Source organism: Bradyrhizobium sp. RD5-C2, from assembly GCF_019972155.1.
In the GTDB taxonomy this organism is placed as follows: Bacteria; Pseudomonadota; Alphaproteobacteria; order Rhizobiales; family Xanthobacteraceae; genus Bradyrhizobium.
On the sequence record NZ_BOVL01000026.1, the window covers coordinates 238394 to 261753 of the forward strand.

Below are 23360 nucleotides of genomic sequence, written 5' to 3' on the forward strand. Positions count from 1 at the left end.
GGAGGCTGCCGCGGAGCGGGCTCAAAGGGAGACACCGTGCAGACGACACTGCTCGGCCTGGCAATCGCCTTCATTCTTGCGCTGGTGGCCGCGCTGGTCGGTCCGTATTTCGTTGACTGGAACCAGTTCAGGCCGCAGTTCGAGACGGAGGCGTCCAAGATCATGGGCATGCCGGTTCGTGTCGCCGGCAATCTCGACGCGCGTCTGCTGCCTGCGCCCTCGCTGCGGTTGAAAAACGTCACCGTCGGCGGCGCCAACGACCGCGGCAAGGTCCGGGCCGCCAATCTCGACGTCGAGCTCAGCTTGAGCTCGCTGATGCGCGGCGAATGGCGCGCGAACGAACTCACCGTCAATGGCATGTCGCTCGATCTCGGGCTCGATCCGAATGGGCGGATCGACTGGTCGCCGTCGAGCGGGAGCTTCAACCTGGCTTCGCTGGCGATCGACCGTCTCAATCTGACCGGCCGCATCACACTGCATGACGCCGCAAGCCGCAGCACGCTCGAGCTGAACGACATTGCCTTCAGCGGCGATGTTCGTTCGCTTGCCGGCGCGATCCGCGGCGACGGCAATTTCATGTTCGACGGCAACCGCTACCCGTTTCGGATCTCGTCCGGGCAAAGCGCCGACGGCAGCGGCACCCGCCTGCACTTCAACATCGATCCCGGGCAGCGGCCAGTGTCGGCCGATCTCGACGGCATCCTGACCTTCGAGGCCCGCGCGCCGCGGTTCGAGGGGAGCGTGACGCTGGCGGGCACACCTGGCCAGCGCGGCGGCAGCGATATGCCGCCCTGGCGTATCGCGGCCAGGATCAAATCGGATTATTCGGCGGCGCGTCTCGACCAGGTCGAGGTGAGCTATGGCGGCGAAGACCGCGCGCTGAAGCTCGCAGGAAATGGCGATCTCCGGTTCGGCGCGTCGCCGCTGCTGCGCGCATCGCTTTCAGCACGACAGCTCGATGGCGACAAGTTCGCCGCCAAAGATAGCGCCAAGGACGGCAGCAACGGCAATGTCGAGCCGGTGCGCGTGCTCCCGGCGATGCGCGCGGTGTTGTCGGGTCTCCCGCAAAGCCCGATCCCTGCGCAGGTCGAGCTCACCTCCGAGCAGATCATGCTCGGCGGCCGCCCGTTGCAGGACATCTCGGCAGAGCTGCAATCGGATGCGAAATCATGGACCGTGCGCCGGCTGGAGTTTCGCGCGCCGGGATCGACGCGGGTCTCGATGAGCGGCGCCAGCGCGCAGACCGGCGTCGCCAACAGCTTCAAGACCGCGCTCAATATCGAATCGTCCGACCCCGATACGCTGATGAGCTGGCTGCAGGGGCGGAGCGACATCGCCTATCGCAGCCAGAAGCCGCTGCGGTTGCGCGGCGACGTCACGGTGTCGCCATCAGGCTTTTCGATCGACGCGATGAAGGCGGAAATCGAGAGCGGCGCGATCGAAGGCCGCGTCGCGGTCGCGCATCGCGAGGGAGCGAGCGGCTCCAAGGTCGAGGCGCAGTTGAAGGCGGAGCGGCTCGATCTCGATGCGACCGCAGCCTTCATCCGCTCGCTGGCCGGCCCGCAAGCCGAATGGCCGGACGAGGCGCAACTGTCGCTCGATATCGGTCGCGCGATCTCTTCGGGGCAGGAATTGCGGCCGCTGCTCGCGAAGATCGCCTACAGCCCGAAGAGCATCGTGCTCGAGCGCGTGAGGATCGGTCAGCCCGACAATGTCACGCTTGACGGCAGTGGCAATTTCGATCGCGCCAATGCGACCGGCAAGCTCGCGGTCGATGCGACCGCCGCGTCGCTCGGCCGGCTGACCGCTGTGGTGCAGCCGTTCGCGCCGGCGCTTGCCACGCGGCTCGGTGTGCTGCGCGCGGACGCCGGTCCGGTCCGTGCCAGGCTTGCGCTCGACCTCGGCAAAGGCAAGACCGCCGATCGGGTCAGCGCGCGCGCGACGATCGATCTCGACACGCCGCAGCTCAAGGGCAATACGGTGATCTCGGCGACGCCGCCGGCAACTGCGATCCGTGCGCTGGATTTCGACGCACTTCGCAGCAGCGACGTGACGGCCGAGGCGAAATTCTCCGCCGGCGAGGGCAATGCACTGCTCGCGCTGCTTGGGCTTGACCGTGCGGTTGCAGCCGGTGCGGGCACGACGCAGTTCGAGGGCAACGTGAGCGGCGCGTGGCAGGCGCCGTTGCGGCTCAAGGCACGGCTCTGGGGCGCCGGGCTCGACGCGGATGCGGAAGGGACCGCGGAGCCGTGGTCCAAGAACGGGGCCGGGGAGAGCAAATCGAACATCAGCCTCCGCGTCCGCAGCGCCGACCTCAGTCCGCTGCTCGGTCTGAAATCATCCGATCCGGCGGCAAACATCCGCCTGTCGTCGCGGGTCACGCTTGCGGGTGACAGGCTGACCTTCGACGATCTCGACAGCATCGTCGCCGGTTCGCGGCTGCGCGGCCGGCTGGCGCTGACGCTCGCCGACCAGAAGAGCATCGAGGGCGAAGTCGGCCTCGATCAGATCACGCTGGCGCCGATTTTCACGGCGGCGATCGGCGCGGCCGGTCACGATGCGACGGAGCCGCTCGGCCAGGGACTGACGAGCGCCTGGCGCGGCAAGGTCACGTTCGAAGCGCTGCACGGCCTGCTGCCCGGCGGGGCCGAGCTGCAGCCGGTCAGCGGCACCATCAGGTCGGACGGGCAGTCGCTGACCTTCGACGGCGTCAAGGGCAAGATCGGCGGCGGCGAGGCGACCGCCTCCATCGATGCGCGGCAGGGCGTCAACGGACTTGCCTTGAATGCAAATGTGCAGCTCTCGGGTGTCGACGGCTCGGCCTTGCGGTACCGCAGCCTCGCGATGCCCAAGGGACGCACTTCGATGCAGATGACGTTGTTGACGCAGGGGCGCAGCGCCTCGGCGCTGATCGGTGCGCTGTCCGGCAGCGGCGCCGTGACGCTGGAGGGGCTGAACCTTCCAGGGCTCGATCCGCGCGCGTTCGACGTTGCGATCCGCGCCAGCGATTCCGGGCAGGCGACCGACGACACGCGGCTGAAGCAGATCGTCGAACCGGCGCTGGCCGCCGGCGGGCTGGCGGTCGCTTCGGCGCAAATCCCCTTCAACATCCGCGACGGCCGCGTCCGGTTCGGCACCACCACGCTTGCGGCGAGCGGTGCCAACGTCACCGTGTCCGGCGGCTATGATATTCCAGCCGACCAGGCCGACATCCGCGCCGCGCTGGCACCGACGCAGATCGGCACTGCGAGCAGCCGCCCGGAAATCCAGCTGCTCGCCGTAGGCACGCCGGACGGATTGTCGCGCAGCATCGACATTGCGGCGTTGTCGTCATGGCTTGCGGTGCGCGCGATCGACCGGGAGACCAAGCGGCTCGACGCGATCGAGCGCGGCGAACCAGTGCCGCCGCCGACCCCGGCAGCCCTTCCGCCGCCCGCCGCGCCGGCGCCTGATGTGTCAAATCCAAATTCGGCGGGCGTGCCTTCTGTCAATCTGCCGGTGCCGGGCCCTGATCCACGCCGCGTGCCGGCGAAGCCGAAGATCGTTGCGCCACGGCCGCCGATCATCCCGCCGGTCGTCACCGCGCCCGCCATTGCGCCGCCTGCGCCGGTTGCGAGCCAGCCGCAGCTGGCGCCGCTGCCCCCGCCGATCGAGGTCAAGCCGGTGCCCGGTGCGGCCAGGTCGAGGCCGCTGCGGCCGCCGCTGTCGCTGACGCCGCAGGTCGCCAATCCGCCGCCGCGGCCAGCGGTGCAGAACTAGCGAGTGTCTTCAGGCGAAATGGGTCCGGTTCGCGTGATGAAAACGCGTCGGAACGGGAATCCAGAGCCTACGATCGGTGCTGGAGAACATTGATCAGCCGGCCGAACGGATCGCGGACGTAGAAGCGCCGTACGCCCCATGGCTCGTCCGCTGGTCCGTATTCGATCGCGATGCCGGCACCCTTCATCCGGTGCAGTGCTTCGTCGAGGTCGTCGACCTCGATCGAGAGATCAGGCACCGGCGTGCCGGAGCCGCCTTCGGAAGCGAAGCTGATTTGAACCTGCATCGTTTCGGATGAACCGTAAGTCGCAATCCAACCGAAATCCATCAGCGGGTCGAGGCCGAGGATGTCGAGATAGAACGACTTCGCTGCCGCTACATCTGATGCGGCAACGTTCGCGACGATGCGATTGACCTTCATGCTGAAGTCCGCGTGGCGGAACGACCATCTGCCGAAGCGACGGTCGGCAAGGCAATCAGGCTTGCTGGCGCGTGTCGACCTGTTGCGGCCTGACATCCGTCGGCACCGCAGGAGTGGCGCGCGAGCGGAAATAGTCGAGCACGAAAAGCCGGATCGCGGAGGACAGATTGCCCTGCTGACGATTGCTGTCGATCTCGCCGACCAATTCCGACAGCGTCATGTTCCGCAGACCGGAAATCTCCTTCATGCCGTTCCAGAAGGCTTCTTCGAGGCTGACGCTGGTCTTGTGACCGGCGACGACGATCGACCGCTTGACGACCGGAGACTTCATGATGCGTCACCACTTTCGATGCGGTGCTGATCGAGCACGCGCTCACTGCGCTCGCCGAGAAATTCGTCACGCGCTCGTTCGGATTTGGTGCGACCGAATAGCGCACGATTGGCTTCGGCCTGCTTTGCTGCTTGTTCGCGCTCACCGCGCTTCTTGAATCGTTTCAGGTTGACCACGTCGCCCATGCTCGTCGTCCTCATCGTCCCCAGAGCGGAATTGGTGATGCATCGTGACGAAAGCAAGAGCGATCGCGCTAAGCGCCCGGCTTGATATCCATCCCGAATCCCCATTTGATGCTTGTGATAGCATCAAAGAATCCGTTTCGCTCTGCGAAAACTAGACGTCTGTACCATGCGCCAGCGCAGAGCTGATAGGCAAACAGCCTTAGCCTTTAGGCGTTATGATCCATAATTATATCACGCGCGCTGACCGTAATTATCCGGACATTGCGCGCGTCACTTCAGCCGGGGTGTGTCATTTTGTCCGGCTGCACGAGGCGATCAAATTCGTCGGCGGTTACGAATCCGAGCCGCAAAGCCTCTTCCTTCAACGTCGTTCCGTGCGCGTGCGCCGACTTGGCGACCTTGGCTGCGTTGTCGTAACCGATCTTGGGCGCGAGCGCCGTCACCAGCATCAGCGAGCGCTGCATCAGCTCGTTGATGCGCTTTTCGTCGGCGCGTATTCCGACAACGCAATGCTCAGTAAATGAGCGGACAACATCAGACAGCAACTGAATGGAATTTATCATACAATATGCCAACACGGGCTTGTACACGTTGAGCTCGAAATGGCCCTGGCTGCCGGCGACGGTAATCGTGGTCTGATTGCCGAATACCTGGCAGCAGACCATGGTCATGGCCTCGCATTGGGTCGGATTGACCTTGCCCGGCATGATCGACGAGCCCGGCTCGTTCTCGGGCAGCACCAGCTCGCCGAGGCCGGAGCGCGGGCCCGAGCCGAGGAAGCGGATATCGTTGGCGATCTTGAACAGGCCGGTCGCCACCGAATTGATTGCGCCATGCACCAGCACATAAGCGTCGTTGGACGCGAGTGCCTCGAACTTGTTTGCCGCGCTCGTGAACGGCAGCTTGGTGATTTCGGCGACGTGCTTGGCAAAAGCGTTGGCGAATTCCGGCTTCGAGTTGAGGCCGGTGCCAACAGCAGTGCCGCCCTGCGCCAGCGGGAACAGCTCCTTCACCGCGGTGTGCAGCCGCGCGATGCCGCTCTCGACCTGCGCGGCGTAGCCGGAGAATTCCTGGCCGAGCGTCAACGGTGTCGCGTCCTGGGTATGCGTGCGTCCGATCTTCACGATCTTGGCAAACGCTTCCTGCTTCTGGTGCAACGCCTGATGCAGCTCGGTGAGGGCAGGGATCAGGTCGGCGATGATGCGGCTGGCCGCTGCGATATGCATCGCGGTCGGGAACGAGTCGTTCGACGACTGACTCATGTTGACGTGATCGTTCGGATGGATCGGCTGCTTGGCGCCGAGCTCGCCGCCGAGCATCTGGTTGGCGCGGTTGGCGATCACCTCGTTCACGTTCATGTTGGTTTGCGTGCCCGAGCCGGTCTGCCAGACCACCAGCGGAAAATGATCGTCGAGCTTGCCCTCGATCACTTCCCTGGCGGCGCTGATGATGGCGTCGGCGCGGCGCGCATCGAGCTGGCCGAGTTCGCGATTGGTCTCGGCCGCGGCGAGCTTGACGATGGCGAGTGCATGAATGATCGCGATCGGCATCCGGTCGTGGCCGATCTTGAAATTCTGCCGCGAGCGCTCGGTCTGCGCGCCCCAGTAGCGATCGGCGGCGACGTCGATCGGACCGAAGCTGTCGGTCTCGCTGCGGGTCGCGGCGTTGGATGGTGTCGTCGATTGAGCCATGCATGCTCTCCGTTGCGTCATCAGAACGTGGTCCGGCGGGGCGCCAGCTTTCCGGCGCGGCCACGCGACAGCGGACGCGCGGAGGCACGTTCATGCAGAAGATAGTCCGTGATGACGGTCTGTCATCCCGGCCCTCGCAAGCATCCTACAAGGTCGCGGATCGATCGGTGTTTAGATTATTTCTTGCGGAAGCGGTCCAGCCGCACGACCTCGGCGCCTTCGCTGGGCTTCGTCGGCTCCTGCTCGGTCTCGGCCGTCTCGTGCTCGACCGCCCGGGCGGCCGGTGCGGGAAGGGGAGAGGCCGGTGCCGTCGCGGGCGGGGCGTCCTCGGACAGCGCCTCCGAGACGTCGAACCGTAGATCGAACGGAGCAGACGGATCGAGGAAGCGGGTCACCGCGGCGAACGGCACGTTCAGCCGCTCGGGAATCCCGCCGAACGACAGGCCGACCTCGAACCGGTCCTCGGTCACCACCAGATCCCAGAACTGGTGCTGCAGGATGATGGTCATCTCCTCCGGATACTGCGCGAGCAGCCGCGGCGACAGCTTCACGCCGTCGCCGTGCGAGAGGAAGGTGATGTAGAAATGGTGCTCACCCGGCAGGCCATGTTCGGCGGCGTCGGACAATACCCGGCGCAGCACCCCGCGCAGCGCGTCGCGCGCCAGCACGTCATATCGGATGTGATCGGTCGCCATCGTATTCCTGTCGCTTCGAAAATGCCGGCAGGGCCTCGTCGGACCTGTCCGACTCGCCCTTTTGGCCATGCTACCCCGCCGGGACCCGGAAATCAGCAGGGCTGGCAGCGGAAAATGCGGGCGGACGCCCGATCGGGAAATAAAGTGGAGGCTTCTGTTGCCAGGTGCCTCCGAACCCCGCCTAACGGAGCTTAACCCGTTAGGACTTTAAGATGGTCTTTCAAACTGCGTTACGCAGCCTGAGCAACCGGAGCAAAGTTGTCGTTGGCAACTATTGCATTAGCCCGATAACGGCGGAACCATACCGAGAAAAAACACGCCCTTTACGCCCTCGTCGATCCTATTTCGCCCCCGCCAAAAGCCACCGAAGCTAGAGGCTCGGATGGGTTTTGGTGGAGGCGCCGGGTACCGCCCCCGGGTCCGAATGGTTTATTGCGACGGCCATTTATTTCCATAGCCGGCGAACCGGCACCCCCAATATAGGCGGCACGAACGAAGAAAAATAGAGCCGATTCAGCCTTGTTCAGGTGTGAAAACACGCCGATTTGGGTTGGCCCGCGTCCTGACGCCGTTCTAGATTTTGCCATGCCCCCGGAATCCCCGCCGGTTGCCGCCCCGGCGCCGGATGCCTCCGCACCGTCTGCGCCCCTCCAGCCCGGCCTGCTCGAGCTGTTCCTGGCCTTTGCCAAGATGTCGCTGGCCGGCTTTGGCGGGGTCCTGGTCTGGGCCCGGCGGTCGATCGTCGAACAGCACCGCTGGATGACGGCGGAGGAGTTCAACGAGACCTTCGCGCTGTGCCATTTCCTGCCAGGTCCGAACATCGTCAACCTGTCGGTCGTATTCGGCTCGCGCTTTCGCGGCATAGCCGGCGGCCTTGCGGCCTTCGCCGGACTGGTGGGGCCGCCGATGGTGATCGCGACAATCCTTGCCGCGCTCTACGCCCGCTACGGCGATATCGACGTCCTGCGCCGGACGCTCGCCGGCGTGGCCTGTGCCGCGGTCGGTCTGCTGTTCGCGGTCGTCCTCAAGATGATGATGCCGCTGTTGAAGCGGCGTGATGTCACAGGCCTGGTCATTCTGGCGGCGGTTTTCGTCGCGATCGGTCTGATCCGATGGCCGCTCCAGATCGTGCTGCTGGTGGCGATCCCGCTCAGCATCGCGACGACAGTTTTGGCGCGACGCATGGTGAAGGCATGAGCTCGGAGCCCAGCCCGATCGCAGCACTGGTCTGGACCTTCGGTCTGATGTCGCTGTTTGCGGTCGGTGGGGCCAATTCGGCGATCCCCGAAATGCACCGCGCTGCCGTCGACGTGCATCACTGGCTGACCGACAAGCAGTTCGCCGACGTGTTCGCGATCTCGCAACTCTCGCCGGGACCGAACGTGCTGATCGTGACGCTGATAGGCTATTCTGTCGCAGGCGTCGCGGGGGCATTGGCCGCAACGGTCGCGATGTGCGGACCGACCGCGTTGCTTGCCTATTATGTGAGCCGTTTCCTCGATCGCTCGCGCGACGCGCGCTGGCCGGCGATCATTCAGGCCGCATTGGTTCCGCTGTCGATCGGCTTGATGGCTGCCTCCGGCCTGATCGTGGCGCAGACATCAGACCAAAGTTGGATCGCGATCCTGATCACCATTGTCGCAGCCGCGCTTGCTTTTGCGACACGGATCAATCCCTTATGGATGCTGCTTGCCGGAGGTCTCTTGGGTTTTGCTGGCGTTGTCTGACGAAAATCGCTAGCAAGGCGTTCGGTCAACGCACCACAAGCCAAGCCATTCAATTACAACGGGCGGGACAGCCCTGACGGGGGAAGCGCAGTCATGAGCGATACGCCAAGCGAGGCGCCGGTCAAATCGATCTTGCAGAAATGGGTGCGCGGTCCGCAGGACTTTGTCGGCGGGCTTGTCATGATGGCGGTTGCCCTGTTTGCGTTGTGGGCTTCGAGCGATCTGCAGGGCATGCATGGATTTTCGTTTGGTGCCGGAACCGCACCGCGCATGTTCGCCGTGCTGTTGCTGCTGCTCGGCGGCGCTGTCGCGCTGATGGGGCTCCTGAACGACGGCCCGCATATCGCGGCCTATTCATGGCGCGGGCCGCTGTTCGTATCGGCAGCGATCGTGTTCTTTGCGGTGTCGATCCGGCCGCTTGGGCTCGTCGTCACGGCATTTGCCAGCTTCATGATTGCGGCACTCGGCTCGGAGGAGACGAAGTGGCTGGAGGCGACCATCGTCGGTGCCTGTCTGACGCTGGGCTGCGCATTGTTGTTTCCTTACGTGCTGGGACTTCCGATGCCGATGTTCCCTCGTTTCCTGATTCAGTGAGGGCGCAATGGAACTGTTCGCCAATCTCGCCCACGGTTTTGCCGTTGCGCTTTCGCCGATTAATCTTCTGATGTGCCTGATCGGCGCACTGGTCGGTACGCTGGTTGGCGTGCTGCCGGGCATCGGCACCATCGCCACCGTCGCGATGCTGCTGCCGATCACCTTCGGCCTGCCGCCGGTCGGCGCGTTGATCATGCTCGCCGGCATCTATTACGGTGCGCAATATGGTGGCTCGACCACCTCGATCCTGGTCAATATTCCGGGCGAGGCGACTTCGGTGGTCACCGCGCTCGACGGCCACCAGATGGCACGACAAGGCCGCGCCGGCCCGGCGCTCGCGATTGCCGCGATCGGCTCGTTCTTCGCCGGTTGCGTTGCGACCGTGCTGATCGCCGTGCTCGGTGCGCCGCTGACCAAGCTCGCGCTGGCGTTCGGTCCGGCCGAATACTTCTCGCTGATGGTGCTCGGCCTGATCTTCGCGGTGGTGCTCGCCAAGGGCTCGGTGCTGAAGGCGATCGCGATGATCGTGTTCGGCCTGTTGCTGTCGATGGTCGGCTCCGACATCGAGACCGGCGCCTCGCGCATGGCCTTCAACATCCCCGAGCTTGCCGACGGCCTCGGCTTTGCCACCGTGGCGATGGGCGTGTTCGGCTTCGCGGAGATCATCCGCAATCTCGACGCCGGCGCCGGGATGAGCCGCGATCTGGTGCAGCAGAAGATCACCGGCCTGATGCCGACTAGGAAGGACCTGATGGATTCCGCGCCGGCAATCGTGCGCGGCACCATCCTGGGCTCGATCCTTGGCATCCTGCCGGGCGGCGGGGCCGTGATCGCGTCGTTTGCCGCGTATACGTTGGAGAAGAAGATTGCCAAGGATCCGTCGCGGTTCGGCCGCGGCGCGATCGAGGGCGTAGCGTCGCCGGAAAGCGCCAACAACGCCGCGGCGCAGACCTCGTTCATCCCGCTGCTCACGCTCGGCATCCCGCCGAATGCGGTGATGGCGCTGATGGTCGGTGCGATGACCATTCATGGCATCGTGCCGGGTCCGCAGGTGATGGTGAAGCAGCCGGACCTGGTCTGGGGCATGATCGCATCGATGTGGATCGGCAACCTGATGCTGATCATCATCAACCTGCCGCTGGTCGGCATCTGGGTCCGTCTGCTGCGCGTGCCGTACCGGCTGATGTTCCCCTCGATCGTGATCTTCTGCGCGATCGGCATCTACTCGGTGAACAACGCGCCGGTCGACGTCGTGCTCGCGGGCGCGTTCGGTCTGGTCGGGTACTGGCTGATCAAGCACGATTTCGAGCCGGCACCGCTGCTGCTCGGCATGGTGCTCGGCCCGCTGATGGAAGAGAACCTGCGTCGTGCACTCCTGATCTCGCGCGGCGACTGGAGCGTGTTCCTGTCGCGGCCGCTGTCGGCAGTGCTGCTGGCGATCGCGGCGGGTCTCCTGGTGCTCGCCGTGTTGCCGACCTTGCGTGCAAAGCGCGACGAAGTGTTCGTGGAGTCCGAGGGCTGAGTGCTTCGCCTGCGTCGGCGCGCCGCAGGCGGAAGTCGAATCGACACTCGATGTCGTCTCATGAAATGAAAATGCCGGCCGATTTGGCCGGCATTTTTATTTGGTCAAAACGTTCCCGGGAGGAATTGAGATGATGTCCGTTCGCTCGCTTGCGGGCGCATGCCTTTCGGCATTTGCCGCGCTGGGCGCATTCGCCGTGCCGGCCTCGGCGCAAAACTATCCGACCCGTACCATCACCATGATCGTGCCGTTCGCAGCCGGCGGTCCGACCGACGTGATCTCGCGCATCGTCACCGCGCACATGGCGCAGACGCTCGGACAGAGCATCGTCATCGAGAACGTGGTCGGTGCCGGCGGCACCACGGCGACGACGCGCGCCGCACGCGCCGCCAATGACGGCTACACGCTGGTCACCGGACATATGGGCACGCACGCGGCGTCCGTGCCGCTCTATCCGAAGCTTGCCTATCATCCGGAGAAGGATTTCGAGCCCGTCGCGCTGCTCGCGGGCACGCCGATCCTGATCCTTGCCCGCAAGGATTTCCCGCCGAAGGATCTGAAGGAATTCGTCGCCTACGTGAGGGCCAATGCCGACAAGGTCAACGCCGCGCATGCCGGCATCGGCTCGGTCTCGCACGCCTCCTGCGAGCTGTTGAATTCGATCCTCGACGTCAAGCCGGTCGGCGTGCCGTTCAACGGCACCGGCCCTGCCATGAACGCACTGGTCGCCGGCCAGGTCGACTACATGTGCGACCAGATCGTCAACGCGGTGCCGCAGATCAACGCCGGCACCATCAAGGCCTATGCGGTCGCGACCGCCGAGCGCAATCCGTCGCTGCCCAATGTCCCGACCACGGCAGAGGCCGGCCTGCCGGCGTTCCAGGCCCAGGCCTGGAACGCGATCTTCGCGCCGAAGGGAACTTCGCCCGCGATCATCGCCACGCTGAATGCCGCGGCCATCAAGGCGCTCGACGACGAGAACGTGCGCAAGCGGCTGCTCGAGCTCGGCAGTGTGATCCCGGCGCCCACCCACCGCACGCCGGAGGCGCTCGCGACCCTCGTCAAAAGCGAGATCGCGAAGTGGACCCCGGTGCTCAAGCCGGCAAGTTAAGCCAACGCGATCAATCGGATAGAGCAGGGGCGGAACACAAGTTCCGCCCCTTGTCGTTTGGCGCAAGGGTGCTCACTTTTCGGGGTATAATCGGTGCAATCAGCCGAATCAGCGTGTCGGCCGGCGGCCTCGACCGTTAAGTTCGCCGCTTCCCCCGAAGGGTCCGAAACCAACGCCATGAACCAGTATCACGACCTGCTCGAACGCATCCTCGCCGATGGCGCGGAGAAGCACGACCGCACCGGCACCGGCACGCTGTCGATCTTCGGCCACCAGATGCGCTTCAACCTGTCGGCCGGCTTCCCGATGCTGACCACCAAGCGGTTGCCGCTAAAGGCGATCGTGCACGAGCTGCTCTGGTTCCTCGCCGGCGACACCAATATCAAATATCTCAACGACAACGGCGTCACGATCTGGGACGAATGGGCCGACGCCAATGGCGATCTCGGTCCAGTCTACGGCTCGCAATGGCGCTCGTGGCCCGCGCCCGATGGCCGCAGCATCGACCAGATCGCTGGCGTGATCGAGATGATCAAGCGCAATCCGGACTCGCGGCGGCTAATCGTCAGCGCCTGGAATCCGGCCGAGGTCGACAAGATGGCGCTGCCGCCGTGCCACTGCCTGTTCCAGTTCTATGTCGCGAACGGCAAATTGTCCTGCCAGCTCTATCAGCGCTCCGGCGACGTCTTCCTCGGTGTGCCCTTCAACATCGCCTCCTATGCGCTGCTGACCATGATGGTCGCGCAGGTGACGGGCCTCAAGCCCGGCGATTTCGTGCACTCGCTCGGCGACGCGCATCTCTACTCGAACCACCTCGAGCAGGCGCGGCTGCAATTGACGCGGCCGACGCGGCCGTTGCCGACGATGGCGATCAATCCCGACGTGAAGGATATCTTCGCGTTCCGCTACGAGGACTTCAAGCTCGAGGGTTACGACCCGCATCCGCACATCAAGGCTGAAGTCGCGGTCTGATGTCGCTCACCATCCGCCGCGCGCGGCCCGATGAGGCCGGACTGGTGTTCTCGCTGGTCCGCGAACTCGCCGACTACGAAAAGCTCCTGCACGAGGTCCACGCCAGCGAGGCCGATATCGCCGAGGCGCTGTTCGGCGCCAACCCGCGGCTGACTTGCGACATCGCGGAATGGAATGGCGAGCCTGCCGGCTTCGCGGTCTGGTTCGTCAACTTCTCGACCTTCGCCGGCCGCCACGGCATCTATCTCGAGGATCTCTTCGTGCGTCCGGCACTGCGCGGCAAGGGCATCGGCAAGGCGCTGCTGGTGCATCTGGCCAAGCAATGCCTCGCCAACGGCTGGTCGCGGCTGCAATGGGCGGTGCTCGACTGGAACGCGCCGTCGATCGCATTCTACAAGTCGCTCGGCGCCGAGATGATGGACGAATGGACGATTTGCCGCGTCTCCGGCCCGGCGCTGTCGGCGCTCGCGCAAGGAACGCGCTGATGGAAATCGTGCTCGTCGTCGCGGTCGCCGAGAACGGCGTGATCGGAAATGCCAACGCAATCCCGTGGCGGCTGAAATCCGACCAGCAACGCTTCAAGGCGATCACCCTGAACAAGCCCATCGTGATGGGGCGCAGGACTTTTGAGTCTCTGCGCCGGCCGCTGCCGGGGCGCACCAACATCGTGGTGACGCGCGATACGAATTATCGCGCGCGCGGCGCCATCGTCACTACGTCGTTCGAAAATGCCCGCGCCATTGCGCTTGGTGACGCGCTGCGGCGTTTCGCCACTGAAATTGCCGTCATCGGTGGCGCGGAAATCTATGCGCAATCGATGGGCATGGCCGATCGGCTGGAGATCACCGAGGTTCACGCCCGGCCCGACGGCGATACACGGTTCGACACTATCGACGCGAAAGAGTGGGACGAGGTCGCGCGCGTGCGAAATCCGGCTGGTCCGGACGACAGCGCGGACTTCTCCTATGTGACATATCGTCGGCGCGGCCGGGGTTAACCAATGTTTGCATTGACAATTTTGCCCCGGCGCATAGCTCGTCCGGCAAGGAAGCTTGCGTTGTAAGGGCCTGAGCGGTCCCCTATAACCGGGCCGGACATTCGAGGCCGGGCGTCCCGTCCGGACTTGTCGAGGAGATGTTTGATGCCGTGGAAAAATCAAGGCGGGGGGCCATGGGGCTCGGGTCCGAAAGGACCATGGGGCACAGGTCCGCAGTCAGCCGGGCCGAGGCCGCCGGATCTTGAGGATCTGCTGCGGCGCGGCCAGGACCGGCTGCAGCAGTGGCTGCCCGGCGGTCATTTCAGTGGCATGGGCATCGCGCTGGTGCTGGTCGCCGCGCTGGCGATCTGGTTCGCCACCGGGATCTTCCGCGTCCAGTCCGAAGAGCTCGGCGTCGTGCTGCGCTTCGGCAAATACGTCCGCGATGCCCAGCCGGGCCTGCGCTACCACCTGCCGTACCCGATCGAGACGGTGCTGCTGCCGAAGGCGCTGCGCGTCAACACGATCTCGATCGGCATGACCCTGATCGACGATCCCGCACGGCGCGGCCGCACCATGCGCGACGTGCCGGAAGAGAGCCTGATGCTGACCGGCGACGAGAACATCGTCGACGTCGATTTCACCGTGCTCTGGCGTATCAAGCCGGGCGGGGCCGGCGCCTATTTGTTCAACATCCAGAATCCCGAGGGCACCGTGAAGGCGGTTGCCGAAAGCGCGATGCGTGAGGTGATCGGCCGCTCGCAGATCCAGCCGATCCTGACCGGGGCGCGCAACGTCACCGAGCAGAACGTCCAGGAACTGATGCAGAAGACGCTCGACAACTACAGCGCGGGCATCCAGATCACCCAGGTGCAGATGCAGAAGGTCGATCCGCCGGCGCAGGTGATCGACGCATTCCGCGACGTGCAGGCGGCGCGCTCCGACCTCGAGCGCAAACAGAACGAGGCGCAGACCTACGCCAACCGGATCGTGCCGGAAGCGCGTGGTCGGTCCGCGCAGATCCTGCAGGCCGCCGAGGGCTACAAGGAGCAGGCGGTCGCCGAGGCCAAGGGCCAGAGCGCACGCTTCCTGAAAGTCTATGATGAATACAAGAAGGCACCCGAAGTGACGCGCGAGCGCATCTATCTGGAGACCATGGAACGCGTGCTCGGTAGCTCCGAGAAGCTGGTCTATGACGGCGGCCAGGGCCAGAATATCGTGCCCTATCTTCCGCTCGGCGAACTGACGCCGCGGCGTCCGCCGGCAGCGCCGGCCACGACTGGCCAGCAGCAGGGAGCCACCCGATGAGGTCCCCTGTCACCGGCATTGTGTCCCTGATCGTCCTCTTCATCGTGCTCGCCGTCGGCTACAGCTCGATGTTCACCGTGGCGCAGACCGAGCAGACCATCGTCCTGCGGTTCGGCGAGCCGGTTGAGGTCGTCACCGATCCCGGCCTGCACTTCAAGGCGCCGTGGAATTCGGTGATCAACGTCGACAAGCGCATCCTCGATCTCGAAAACCCGTCGCAGGAGGTGATCGCCTCCGACCAGAAGCGGCTGGTGGTCGACGCCTTCGCGCGCTATCGCATCAAGAATGCGCTGCGCTACTACACGAGCGTCGGCTCGATCCAGGCCGCCAATCTGCAGCTGACGACGCTGCTCAACGCGGCGCTGCGCCGCGTGCTCGGCGAGGTCACCTTCATCACGGTGGTGCGTGACGAGCGCGAGAAGCTGATGGCACGGATTCGCGAGCAGCTCGACAAGGAGGCCGACGGCTACGGGATCGAGGTCGTCGACGTCCGGATCCGCCGCGCCGACCTGCCGGAGCAGAACAGCCAGGCGGTGTACGACCGGATGAAGTCCGAGCGTCAGCGCGAAGCGGCCGAGTTCCGTGCCCAGGGCGACCAGAAGGCGCAGGAGATCCGCTCTAAGGCCGACCGCGAAGCAACGGTGATCGTCGCCGAGGCGAACTCGACCGCGGAGCAAACCCGCGGTGCGGGCGATGCCGAGCGCAACCGCCTGTTCGCCGAAGCCTATGGCAAGGACAAGGACTTCTTCGCGTTCTATCGCTCGATGACGGCCTATGAGAATAGTCTGCGCTCCGGCGATACACGTTTCCTGTTGCGGCCGGACTCGGAATTCTTCAGATACTTCGGCAATGCGAACGGCAAGTCGCCTGACGCGGCCGCCGCGCCGAAACAGTAACGTCACGACGAACACCACGACCTAAGTATCAAGACTTGGCGGCGATGCGGAACACGCGTCGCTGCCACTCAACAACAATAAGCATCGAGCGGGAGGCTGCCATCCGATGAAGTCCATAGCGTTCGGCGACTTCCTCATCGGGTTGGGAATCCTGTTCGTGCTCGAAGGCATCCTGTTTGCGGCAAGCCCCGCCTGGATGCGCCGGGCGATGAAGAGCGCACTGGCGACGCCCGACAACATCCTGCGCATCGTCGGCATCGGCTCGGCGGTTGCGGGACTGATCCTAATCTGGCTGGTGCGGCGCTGATCACTGCCTGTTCCACCGCGCAGATCGCACCGGAATGAACATAATCGTGAGCCTCGTGCGGCCGGTTTTTCGCCGAAATGCCCGGCTGAGATGCTTGCGCCATATGCCCGTTCGGGCGCACTCTATGATCACGGGCGCATACTGCGACCAACTAATTTGAACCCGTTTGCCTGGAGAAACTCCGACATGATCGCTGCCAGACCAGCCCTGAGCCGTCGCCTCCGCATGATGGGAGCTGCGATCTCGATCGGTGCTGCGAGCATGCTGAGCTCCGGGCCGGCGTCAGCGCGCGGCCCCGAGGGCATCGCCGACATCGCCGAGAAGGTGATCGACGCCGTCGTCAACATCTCGACGTCGCAGACGATCGAGGCCAAGGACCGGACGATGCCGCAGCTGCCGCCCGGCTCGCCGTTCGAGGAATTCTTCGACGACTTCTTCAAGAACCGCCGCGGCCCGCCTGGCAAGGGCGGCGACAAGAGCGGCGAGTTCCAGCCGCGCAAGACCAACTCGCTCGGCTCCGGCTTCATCGTCGACACCGCGGGTATCGTCGTTACCAACAACCACGTCATCGCCGATGCCGACGAGATCAACGTCATCCTCAACGACGGCACCAAGATCAAGGCCGAACTGGTCGGCGTCGACAAGAAGACCGACCTCGCGGTCCTGAAGTTCAAGCCGCCGAAGCCGCTCACCTCGGTGAAGTTCGGCGACAGCGACAAGATCCGCCTCGGCGATTGGGTGGTCGCGATCGGCAACCCGTTCAGCCTCGGCGGCACGGTGACGGCAGGCATCGTCTCGGCCAAGAACCGCGACATCAGCCAGGGCCCGTATGACAGCTACATCCAGACCGACGCGGCCATCAACCGCGGCAATTCCGGCGGTCCGCTGTTCAACCTCGATGGCGAGGTGATCGGCGTCAACACGCTGATCATCTCCCCGACCGGCGGCTCGATCGGTCTCGGTTTCGCGGTGCCGTCCAAGACGGTGGCCGGCGTCGTCGACCAATTGCAGAAGTTCGGCGAGCTGCGTCGTGGCTGGCTCGGCGTGCGCATCCAGCAGGTCACCGACGAGATCGCCGACAGCCTCAACATTAAGCCGGCGCGCGGCGCGCTGGTTGCCGGCGTCGACGACAAGGGTCCGGCCAAGCCGGCCGGCATCGAGCCGGGCGACGTCGTCGTCAAGTTCGACGGCAAGGACGTCAAGGATCCGAAGGACCTGTCGCGCATCGTCGCCGACACCGCGGTCGGCAAGGAGGTCGACGTCGTCGTCATCCGCAAGGGCAACGAAGAGACCCGCAAGGTCACGCTCGGCCGGCTCGAGGACAACGACAAGGCTCAGCAGGCCAACGCCAAGCCCAAGGACGACACCGCCGAGAAGCCGGTGACCCAGAAGGCGCTCGGTCTCGACCTGGCCGCGCTGAGCAAGGATCTGCGCACCAAGTACAAGATCAAAGACAGCGTGAAGGGCGTTATCGTCACAGGCGTCGACAGCAACTCCGATGCTGCCGAGAAGCGTCTGTCGGCCGGCGACGTCATCGTCGAGGTGGCGCAGGAGGCGGTGTCCAGCGCCGCCGACATCAAGAAGCGTCTCGATCAGCTGAAGAAGGACGGCAAGAAGTCCGTGCTGCTGCTGGTCTCCAACGGCGACGGCGAGCTGCGCTTCGTCGCGCTCGGCGTGCAGTAGAGGCGCGCGCTCACGCCTCACCCGTCACTGTCATCCCCCGCGAAAGCGGGGGATCCAGTACGCCGCGACCTCTCTTGTTGAGGAAGTGGGCAACGGCTTTTCTAGCCAATCGGCATCGGTGGTTATGGGTCCCGGCCTGCGCCGGGACGACACCGTAGACTACCCCTCGACGAACTCATCCCGCCGATAGCCCTGCGCATACAACAGCGCGGTGAGGTCGCCGTGATCGATCCGCGCCGCCGCGGCGGCTGCGACCGCGGGCTTGGCGTGATAGGCGACGCCGAGACCTGCGGCCTGGATCATGCCGAGATCGTTGGCGCCATCGCCCGTGACCAGCGTGTCGATGTCGTCGAGGTCGAAGGATTCGGTCAGCTCGACCAGGGTGGCGAGCTTGGTGGCGCGGCCGAGGATCGGCTCGATCACTTCGCCGGTCAGCTTGCCGTCCGCGACCTGCAACTGGTTGGCGCGGTTCTCCTGGAAGCCGATCTTCTCCGCGACCACCGTGGTGAACAGGGTGAAGCCGCCGGAGATCAGGCAGGTATAGGCACCGTGCGCGCGCATCGTCATCACCAGCGCGCGGCCGCCCGCCGTCGGCGTGATGCGCTTCTCCAGCACCTCGTCGACGACGCCGACGGGCAGACCCTTGAGCAGGGCCACCCGCTCGCGCAGCGCGGACTCGAACTCGATCTCGCCGCGCATCGCACGCTCGGTAATGGCGGCCACATGGGCCTTCAGCCCGGCGAAGTCGGCGAGCTCGTCGATGCATTCCTGGCCGATCATGGTCGAATCCATGTCGGCCAGAAAAAGCTTCTTGCGCCGGCCGAGCCGAGGCTGCACGACAATGTCGATCGGCAGGTCGCCGCGGGCCTGGCGCAAGCGCTCCTCGATAGCCTTGATCTCGTCCCTGCCGGCGTCTCCGCTCGAATTTTGGCTCTCGAACGGAATGTCGACGGCGACTTCGTTGAACAGCCACTGCGCCGGACCCGGTGAGGGCAGCACGGCCCGCGCACCGTCGACGATGGTGGAGTCGAGCGCGGGGCTTGCAGGATTGCAGATCAACGTGGCAACGAGGGACATGCAGGCGCATTCAGGATTGTTGGACAAGGCAGTGCTTATCGCAGGGCCGACCGCCAGCGGCAAGTCGGCGCTGGCGCTCGAGCTAGCGCAACGGACCGGCGGGGTCGTGATCAACACCGATTCCATGCAGGTCTATCGCGATCTCCGGATCATCACCGCGCGGCCGACCGCTGCCGAGGAGGCACAGGTTCCGCACCGGCTCTATGGCCATGTCGACGCCGGCGTGAATTTCTCCGCGGGGGCCTGGGTGACCGACGCGGCAAAAGTGCTCGACGAGGCCCGGGCGGACCAACGCCTGCCGATCTTCATCGGCGGCTCGGGCTTGTATTTCAAGGCACTGACGCGCGGGCTGTCAGCGGTGCCACCGATCCCGGCCGATGTGCGCGACAGTGTGCGCGCGCGGCTGGAGCAGCACGGCGTCGAGGCGCTGCATGCCGAGCTTGCGGCGCGCGATCCGGTGTCGGCCGAACGGCTGAAGCCGCGCGACCGCACCCGCATCGCGCGGGCGCTCGAAGTCATCGAGACCACCGGCCGCCCGCTGCCGGACTGGCATCGCGATGGCCTGCCGCCGCTGCTGCCGCCGGGCCAATTCCACGCGTTGTTTCTGGCACCGGAGCGCGAGCGGCTCTATGCGCGGATCGACACCCGGTTCGGCGCGATGCTCGATGCCGGCGCGCTCGACGAGGTCGCGGTGCTGGCGGCGCGCGGGCTCGATCCGCTGCTGCCGGCCATGAAGGCTCATGGCGTCCCGGCGCTGATCCGGCACCTCAAGGGAGAGATCAGCCGTGAGGAGGCCGCCGAGATCGGCCGGGCCGACACCCGCCACTACGCCAAGCGCCAGTTCACCTGGTTTCGTCACCAGCTCCCGGAATTCGAGTGGGTGGTGCCTGAGGCGGCGAGGGAGTGGCTGAAGGTGCAAATCCCGTAGCCCCGTTGGCTCCGATCCGGGTTACGGGCTCTCTCTCGGACTGCGGCGCCGCCGCGCGCCCGTCTGCCATGCGCGTTGCGCCGCGCAAAAACACTCGCCGAACGGCTGGAACCCCGTTACACTTCAAAAATCGCGAAACTGCTTGCCTTGCCTTGACATTCGGGCTTTGGCCGCTATGTTCGCGCAACCTTTGGGAAGACTGGGTCACCTCGTGCGCAACATTATTACCAAACTGCTTATCGCCGTCGTACCCAGGCACACCGCCGGGGATGGCTAGCGGCCATCCAAATTCGGGCGGTGTGCATGGGGCCTCTGGGGCCCCTTTTTATTGCCCGAAACAGAACTGACGAGAACTGACAAAAGCCGCGCAAAAACAAGCGCATCCGGAGCGAACCATGACCGACAAGAGCCACGATCCCAATCAGATGACCGGCGCCGCGATGATCGTGCGCGCGCTCATCGATCACGGCGTGCAGCATGTCTTCGGCTATCCCGGCGGCGCGGTGCTTCCGATCTACGACGAGATTTTCCAGCAAAGCGAAGTCGAGCACATCCTGGTCCGCCACGAGCAGGGCGCCGGCCATGCTGCCGAAGGCTATGCCCGCTCGACCGGCAAGCCCGGCGTGGTGCTGGTGACGTCAGGGCCCGGCGCCACCAACATGGTGACGCCGCTGACCGACGCGCTGATGGACTCGATCCCGTTGGTCTGCATCACCGGCCAGGTGCCGACCCACCTGATCGGCAATGACGCCTTCCAGGAATGCGATACGGTCGGCATCACGCGGCCCGCCACCAAGCACAACTGGCTGGTGCGCGACGTCAACGACCTCGCAAGGGTGCTGCACGAGGCTTTCTACGTCGCCACCACCGGCCGCCCCGGTCCGGTGCTGGTCGACGTGCCGAAGGACGTGCAGTTCGCGACCGGCACCTATCATCCGCCGCGCAAGTCGGACGTTCACATCTCCTACACGCCGCGCCTGAAGGGCGATGCGACCCAGATCCGCAAGGCGGTGGCGCTGCTCGCCAATGCCAAACGTCCCGTGATCTATTCCGGCGGCGGCGTGATCAATTCCGGTCCCGAGGCCTCGCAACTGCTGCGTCAGCTGGTGGAGGCGACCGGCTTCCCGATCACTTCGACCCTGATGGGGCTCGGCGCCTATCCGGCGTCGGGGCCGAACTGGCTCGGCATGCTGGGTATGCACGGCACCTACGAAGCCAACATGACGATGCATGATTGCGACGTCATGTTGTGCGTCGGCGCGCGCTTCGACGACCGCATCACCGGCCGCGTCGATGCTTTCTCGCCGGGCTCGAAGAAGATCCACATCGATATCGACCCGTCCTCGATCAACAAGAACATCCGCGTCGACGTGCCGATCATCGGCGACGCCGGCAACGTGATCGGCGACCTGCTGCAGGTGTTCAAGGCGGAGGCCAGGAAGCCCGACATCAAGGCGTGGTGGCAGCAGATCGCGCAATGGCGCGCGCGCAACTCGCTGTCTTACCGCAAGAACAACGATATCATCCTGCCGCAATACGCGATCCAGCGGCTGTTCGAGCTGACCCGCGGCAAGGACACCTACATCACGACCGAAGTCGGTCAGCACCAGATGTGGGCCGCGCAGTTCTTCGGCTTCGAGGAGCCGCACCGCTGGATGACCTCCGGCGGTCTCGGCACCATGGGCTACGGCCTGCCGGCCGCGGTTGGCGTACAGGTGGCGCATCCGGACAGCCTGGTGATCGACATCGCCGGCGACGCCTCGGTGCAGATGACGATCCAGGAGATGTCGACGGCGGTCCAGTTCGAGCTGCCGATCAAGATCTTCATCCTCAACAACCAGTACATGGGCATGGTGCGGCAGTGGCAGCAGCTGCTGCACGGCAACCGCCTGTCGCATTCGTACTCCGAGGCGCTGCCGGACTTCGTCAAGCTCGCCGAAGCCTATGGCTGCGTCGGCCTGCGGGCGACCAAGCCGTCCGATCTCGACGGCGCGATCAAGGAGATGATCTCGATCAAGCGCCCGGTGCTGTTCGACTGCCGCGTCGCCGCGCTCGAGAACTGCTTCCCGATGATCCCGTCGGGCAAGGCGCACAACGAGATGCTGCTGCCGGAAGAAGCGACCGACGAGGCCACCGCGAAGGCCTTCGCCGGCGGCAAGGCGCTGGTGTGAGGTGAGGGTGGATCATGTTTGATCTCAGCGAGCTCGAGCGCGCCCACAGGATCGTCGGCACCGCGGTGCCGGCGACGCCGGCGTATGCCTGGCCGCTGCTGGCCGAGCGGCTCGGCACCGAGGTCGTGGTCAAGCATGAGAACCACACGCCGATCGGCGCCTTCAAGGTGCGCGGCGGCCTGGTCTATCTCGAGCGGCTGAAGCGCGAGCGGCCCGATCTGCCCGGCATCATCTCGGCGACGCGCGGCAATCACGGCCAGAGCCTGGCGTTTGCCGCGAGCCGCCACGGCGTGCCGGCCGTGATCTACGTGCCGCGCGGCAACTCGGTCGAGAAGAACCGCGCCATGCACGCATTCGGCGCCGAGCTCGTCGAGCACGGCGAGGACTTTCAGGCCGCGCGGGAAGAGGCCGAACGCCGCGCCCAGTTCGCAGGCCTGCACATGGTGCCGTCGTTCCACCCGGACCTGGTGCTGGGTGTTGCGACCTATGCGCTGGAACTGTTTCGATCGGCGCCCGATCTCGACATTCTCTATGTGCCGATCGGGCAGGGCTCCGGCATCTCCGGCTGCATCATGGCGCGCGACCTGCTCGGCCTCAAGACCGAGATCGTTGGCGTGCAGTCGACCGAGGCGCCGTCCTACGCGCTGTCGTTCGCGGCCGGCAAGATCGTGACCACCGAGACCAGCAACACGCTTGCCGACGGCATGGCGACGCGGATTCCGGATGCGGATGCATTCGCTTTGATCCGCAAGGGCGCCTCGCGCATCGTGCAGGTCACCGACGACGAGGTCGGGCAGGCGATCCGTGCCTACTGGACCGACACCCACAATCTCGCCGAGGGCGCAGGTGCTGCGGCGCTCGCGGCCGCGCTGCAGGAAAAGAGCAAGCTCGCCGGCAAGCGGGTCGGCCTGATCCTGAGCGGCGGCAATATCGATTTCGATCTGTTCCGGACCTGGATCGGGACAGATGCTGCGCCGGCTGCCCAGCGGGCGGTGGCGTGAAAAGA

The 23360-nt window shown here is 65.1% G+C and carries 21 protein-coding genes, 1 other RNA gene and 1 pseudogene; 16 read left to right on the forward strand and 7 right to left on the reverse strand.

Annotation, left to right across the window (positions count from 1 at the left end; all coding sequences use genetic code 11):
• Positions 1–36 precede the first annotated feature (36 nt).
• Positions 37–3759, forward strand: coding sequence for an AsmA family protein (locus BraRD5C2_RS32855; protein ID WP_223975515.1), 3723 nt, complete (start codon positions 37–39; stop codon positions 3757–3759).
• A 67-nt stretch (positions 3760–3826) separates the two neighbouring features.
• Here the strand turns inward: BraRD5C2_RS32855 and BraRD5C2_RS32860 are convergent, their stop codons facing one another.
• The 6 genes from BraRD5C2_RS32860 to ssrA all read right to left on the reverse strand — a co-directional run bounded on the left by BraRD5C2_RS32860 (position 3827) and on the right by ssrA (position 7591).
• Positions 3827–4180 (reverse strand): VOC family protein, encoded by a 354-nt coding sequence (locus BraRD5C2_RS32860; protein ID WP_223975517.1) that lies wholly within the window; start codon positions 4178–4180, stop codon positions 3827–3829.
• 55 nt (positions 4181–4235) lie between these two features.
• Positions 4236–4511: a ribbon-helix-helix domain-containing protein gene (locus BraRD5C2_RS32865; protein WP_021077181.1), complete on the reverse strand. Its 276-nt coding sequence runs from the start codon at positions 4509–4511 to the stop codon at positions 4236–4238.
• On the reverse strand, positions 4508–4696 hold the full coding sequence (locus tag BraRD5C2_RS32870; protein WP_097674527.1) for a DUF4169 family protein: 189 nt from the start codon (positions 4694–4696) through the stop codon (positions 4508–4510). The genes BraRD5C2_RS32865 and BraRD5C2_RS32870 overlap by 4 nt, the downstream gene beginning before the upstream one ends.
• A gap of 275 nt (positions 4697–4971) precedes the next feature.
• Positions 4972–6387 (reverse strand): class II fumarate hydratase, encoded by a 1416-nt coding sequence (fumC, locus tag BraRD5C2_RS32875; RefSeq protein WP_223975519.1) that lies wholly within the window; start codon positions 6385–6387, stop codon positions 4972–4974.
• Between the two features lie 176 nt (positions 6388–6563).
• Positions 6564–7082, reverse strand: coding sequence for an SspB family protein (locus tag BraRD5C2_RS32880; protein WP_223975521.1), 519 nt, complete (start codon positions 7080–7082; stop codon positions 6564–6566).
• Positions 7083–7225: 143 nt separating this feature from the next.
• Positions 7226–7591, reverse strand: a transfer-messenger RNA (tmRNA) gene (ssrA, locus tag BraRD5C2_RS32885).
• Positions 7592–7667: 76 nt separating this feature from the next.
• Here ssrA and BraRD5C2_RS32890 point away from each other — a divergent pair.
• From BraRD5C2_RS32890 to BraRD5C2_RS32945, 12 genes and pseudogenes are all read left to right on the forward strand, one after another.
• On the forward strand, positions 7668–8279 hold the full coding sequence (locus BraRD5C2_RS32890; protein WP_223975523.1) for a chromate transporter: 612 nt from the start codon (positions 7668–7670) through the stop codon (positions 8277–8279).
• The gene (locus BraRD5C2_RS32895; protein WP_223975525.1) at positions 8276–8809 is read left to right on the forward strand and encodes a chromate transporter; all 534 of its coding nucleotides are present in this window, start codon (positions 8276–8278) and stop codon (positions 8807–8809) included. The genes BraRD5C2_RS32890 and BraRD5C2_RS32895 overlap by 4 nt, the downstream gene beginning before the upstream one ends.
• 144 nt (positions 8810–8953) lie before the next feature.
• Positions 8954–9403: pseudogene (locus BraRD5C2_RS32900) on the forward strand (tripartite tricarboxylate transporter TctB family protein); the annotation flags it as partial.
• Positions 9404–9410: 7 nt separating this feature from the next.
• Positions 9411–10925 carry a tripartite tricarboxylate transporter permease gene (locus BraRD5C2_RS32905; protein WP_223975529.1) on the forward strand — a complete coding sequence of 505 codons (1515 nt, stop codon included), beginning with the start codon at positions 9411–9413 and terminating at the stop codon, positions 10923–10925.
• Positions 10926–11055: 130 nt separating this feature from the next.
• Entirely contained in the window at positions 11056–12036 is a 981-nt protein-coding gene (locus tag BraRD5C2_RS32910; protein WP_223975530.1) for a tripartite tricarboxylate transporter substrate binding protein BugD, read from the forward strand.
• Between the two features lie 177 nt (positions 12037–12213).
• A complete protein-coding gene (locus tag BraRD5C2_RS32915) occupies positions 12214–13008 on the forward strand; it encodes a thymidylate synthase (protein WP_092115855.1) in 795 nt (264 codons plus the stop codon).
• Complete coding sequence (locus tag BraRD5C2_RS32920) at positions 13008–13493, forward strand: GNAT family N-acetyltransferase (RefSeq protein ID WP_223975531.1); 486 nt, start codon at positions 13008–13010, stop codon at positions 13491–13493. The genes BraRD5C2_RS32915 and BraRD5C2_RS32920 overlap by 1 nt, the downstream gene beginning before the upstream one ends.
• On the forward strand, positions 13493–14005 hold the full coding sequence (locus BraRD5C2_RS32925) for a dihydrofolate reductase (RefSeq protein ID WP_223975532.1): 513 nt from the start codon (positions 13493–13495) through the stop codon (positions 14003–14005). Before BraRD5C2_RS32920 ends, BraRD5C2_RS32925 begins: the two co-directional genes overlap by 1 nt.
• Before the next feature lie 144 nt (positions 14006–14149).
• Positions 14150–15292 (forward strand): FtsH protease activity modulator HflK, encoded by a 1143-nt coding sequence (gene hflK, locus BraRD5C2_RS32930; protein ID WP_223975533.1) that lies wholly within the window; start codon positions 14150–14152, stop codon positions 15290–15292.
• Positions 15289–16188 (forward strand): protease modulator HflC, encoded by a 900-nt coding sequence (gene hflC / locus BraRD5C2_RS32935; protein ID WP_223975534.1) that lies wholly within the window; start codon positions 15289–15291, stop codon positions 16186–16188. The genes hflK and hflC overlap by 4 nt, the downstream gene beginning before the upstream one ends.
• A gap of 106 nt (positions 16189–16294) precedes the next feature.
• The gene (locus BraRD5C2_RS32940) at positions 16295–16495 is read left to right on the forward strand and encodes a DUF2065 domain-containing protein (RefSeq protein ID WP_092115850.1); all 201 of its coding nucleotides are present in this window, start codon (positions 16295–16297) and stop codon (positions 16493–16495) included.
• 186 nt (positions 16496–16681) lie between these two features.
• On the forward strand, positions 16682–18178 hold the full coding sequence (locus BraRD5C2_RS32945) for a Do family serine endopeptidase (protein ID WP_223975535.1): 1497 nt from the start codon (positions 16682–16684) through the stop codon (positions 18176–18178).
• Between the two features lie 159 nt (positions 18179–18337).
• Here the strand turns inward: BraRD5C2_RS32945 and serB are convergent, their stop codons facing one another.
• The gene (gene serB, locus BraRD5C2_RS32950) at positions 18338–19255 is read right to left on the reverse strand and encodes a phosphoserine phosphatase SerB (protein ID WP_223975537.1); all 918 of its coding nucleotides are present in this window, start codon (positions 19253–19255) and stop codon (positions 18338–18340) included.
• On the opposite strand from serB, the gene miaA reads away from it, so the two are divergent.
• The 3 genes from miaA to BraRD5C2_RS32965 all read left to right on the forward strand — a co-directional run bounded on the left by miaA (position 19254) and on the right by BraRD5C2_RS32965 (position 23355).
• Complete coding sequence (gene miaA, locus BraRD5C2_RS32955; RefSeq protein ID WP_223975539.1) at positions 19254–20183, forward strand: tRNA (adenosine(37)-N6)-dimethylallyltransferase MiaA; 930 nt, start codon at positions 19254–19256, stop codon at positions 20181–20183. The two genes, serB and miaA, sit on opposite strands and share 2 nt — an antisense overlap.
• Positions 20184–20578: 395 nt before the next feature.
• Entirely contained in the window at positions 20579–22354 is a 1776-nt protein-coding gene (locus tag BraRD5C2_RS32960; RefSeq protein WP_223975541.1) for an acetolactate synthase 3 large subunit, read from the forward strand.
• A 14-nt stretch (positions 22355–22368) separates the two neighbouring features.
• A complete protein-coding gene (locus BraRD5C2_RS32965) occupies positions 22369–23355 on the forward strand; it encodes a threonine dehydratase (RefSeq protein ID WP_223975542.1) in 987 nt (328 codons plus the stop codon).
• Positions 23356–23360: the final 5 nt, after the last annotated feature.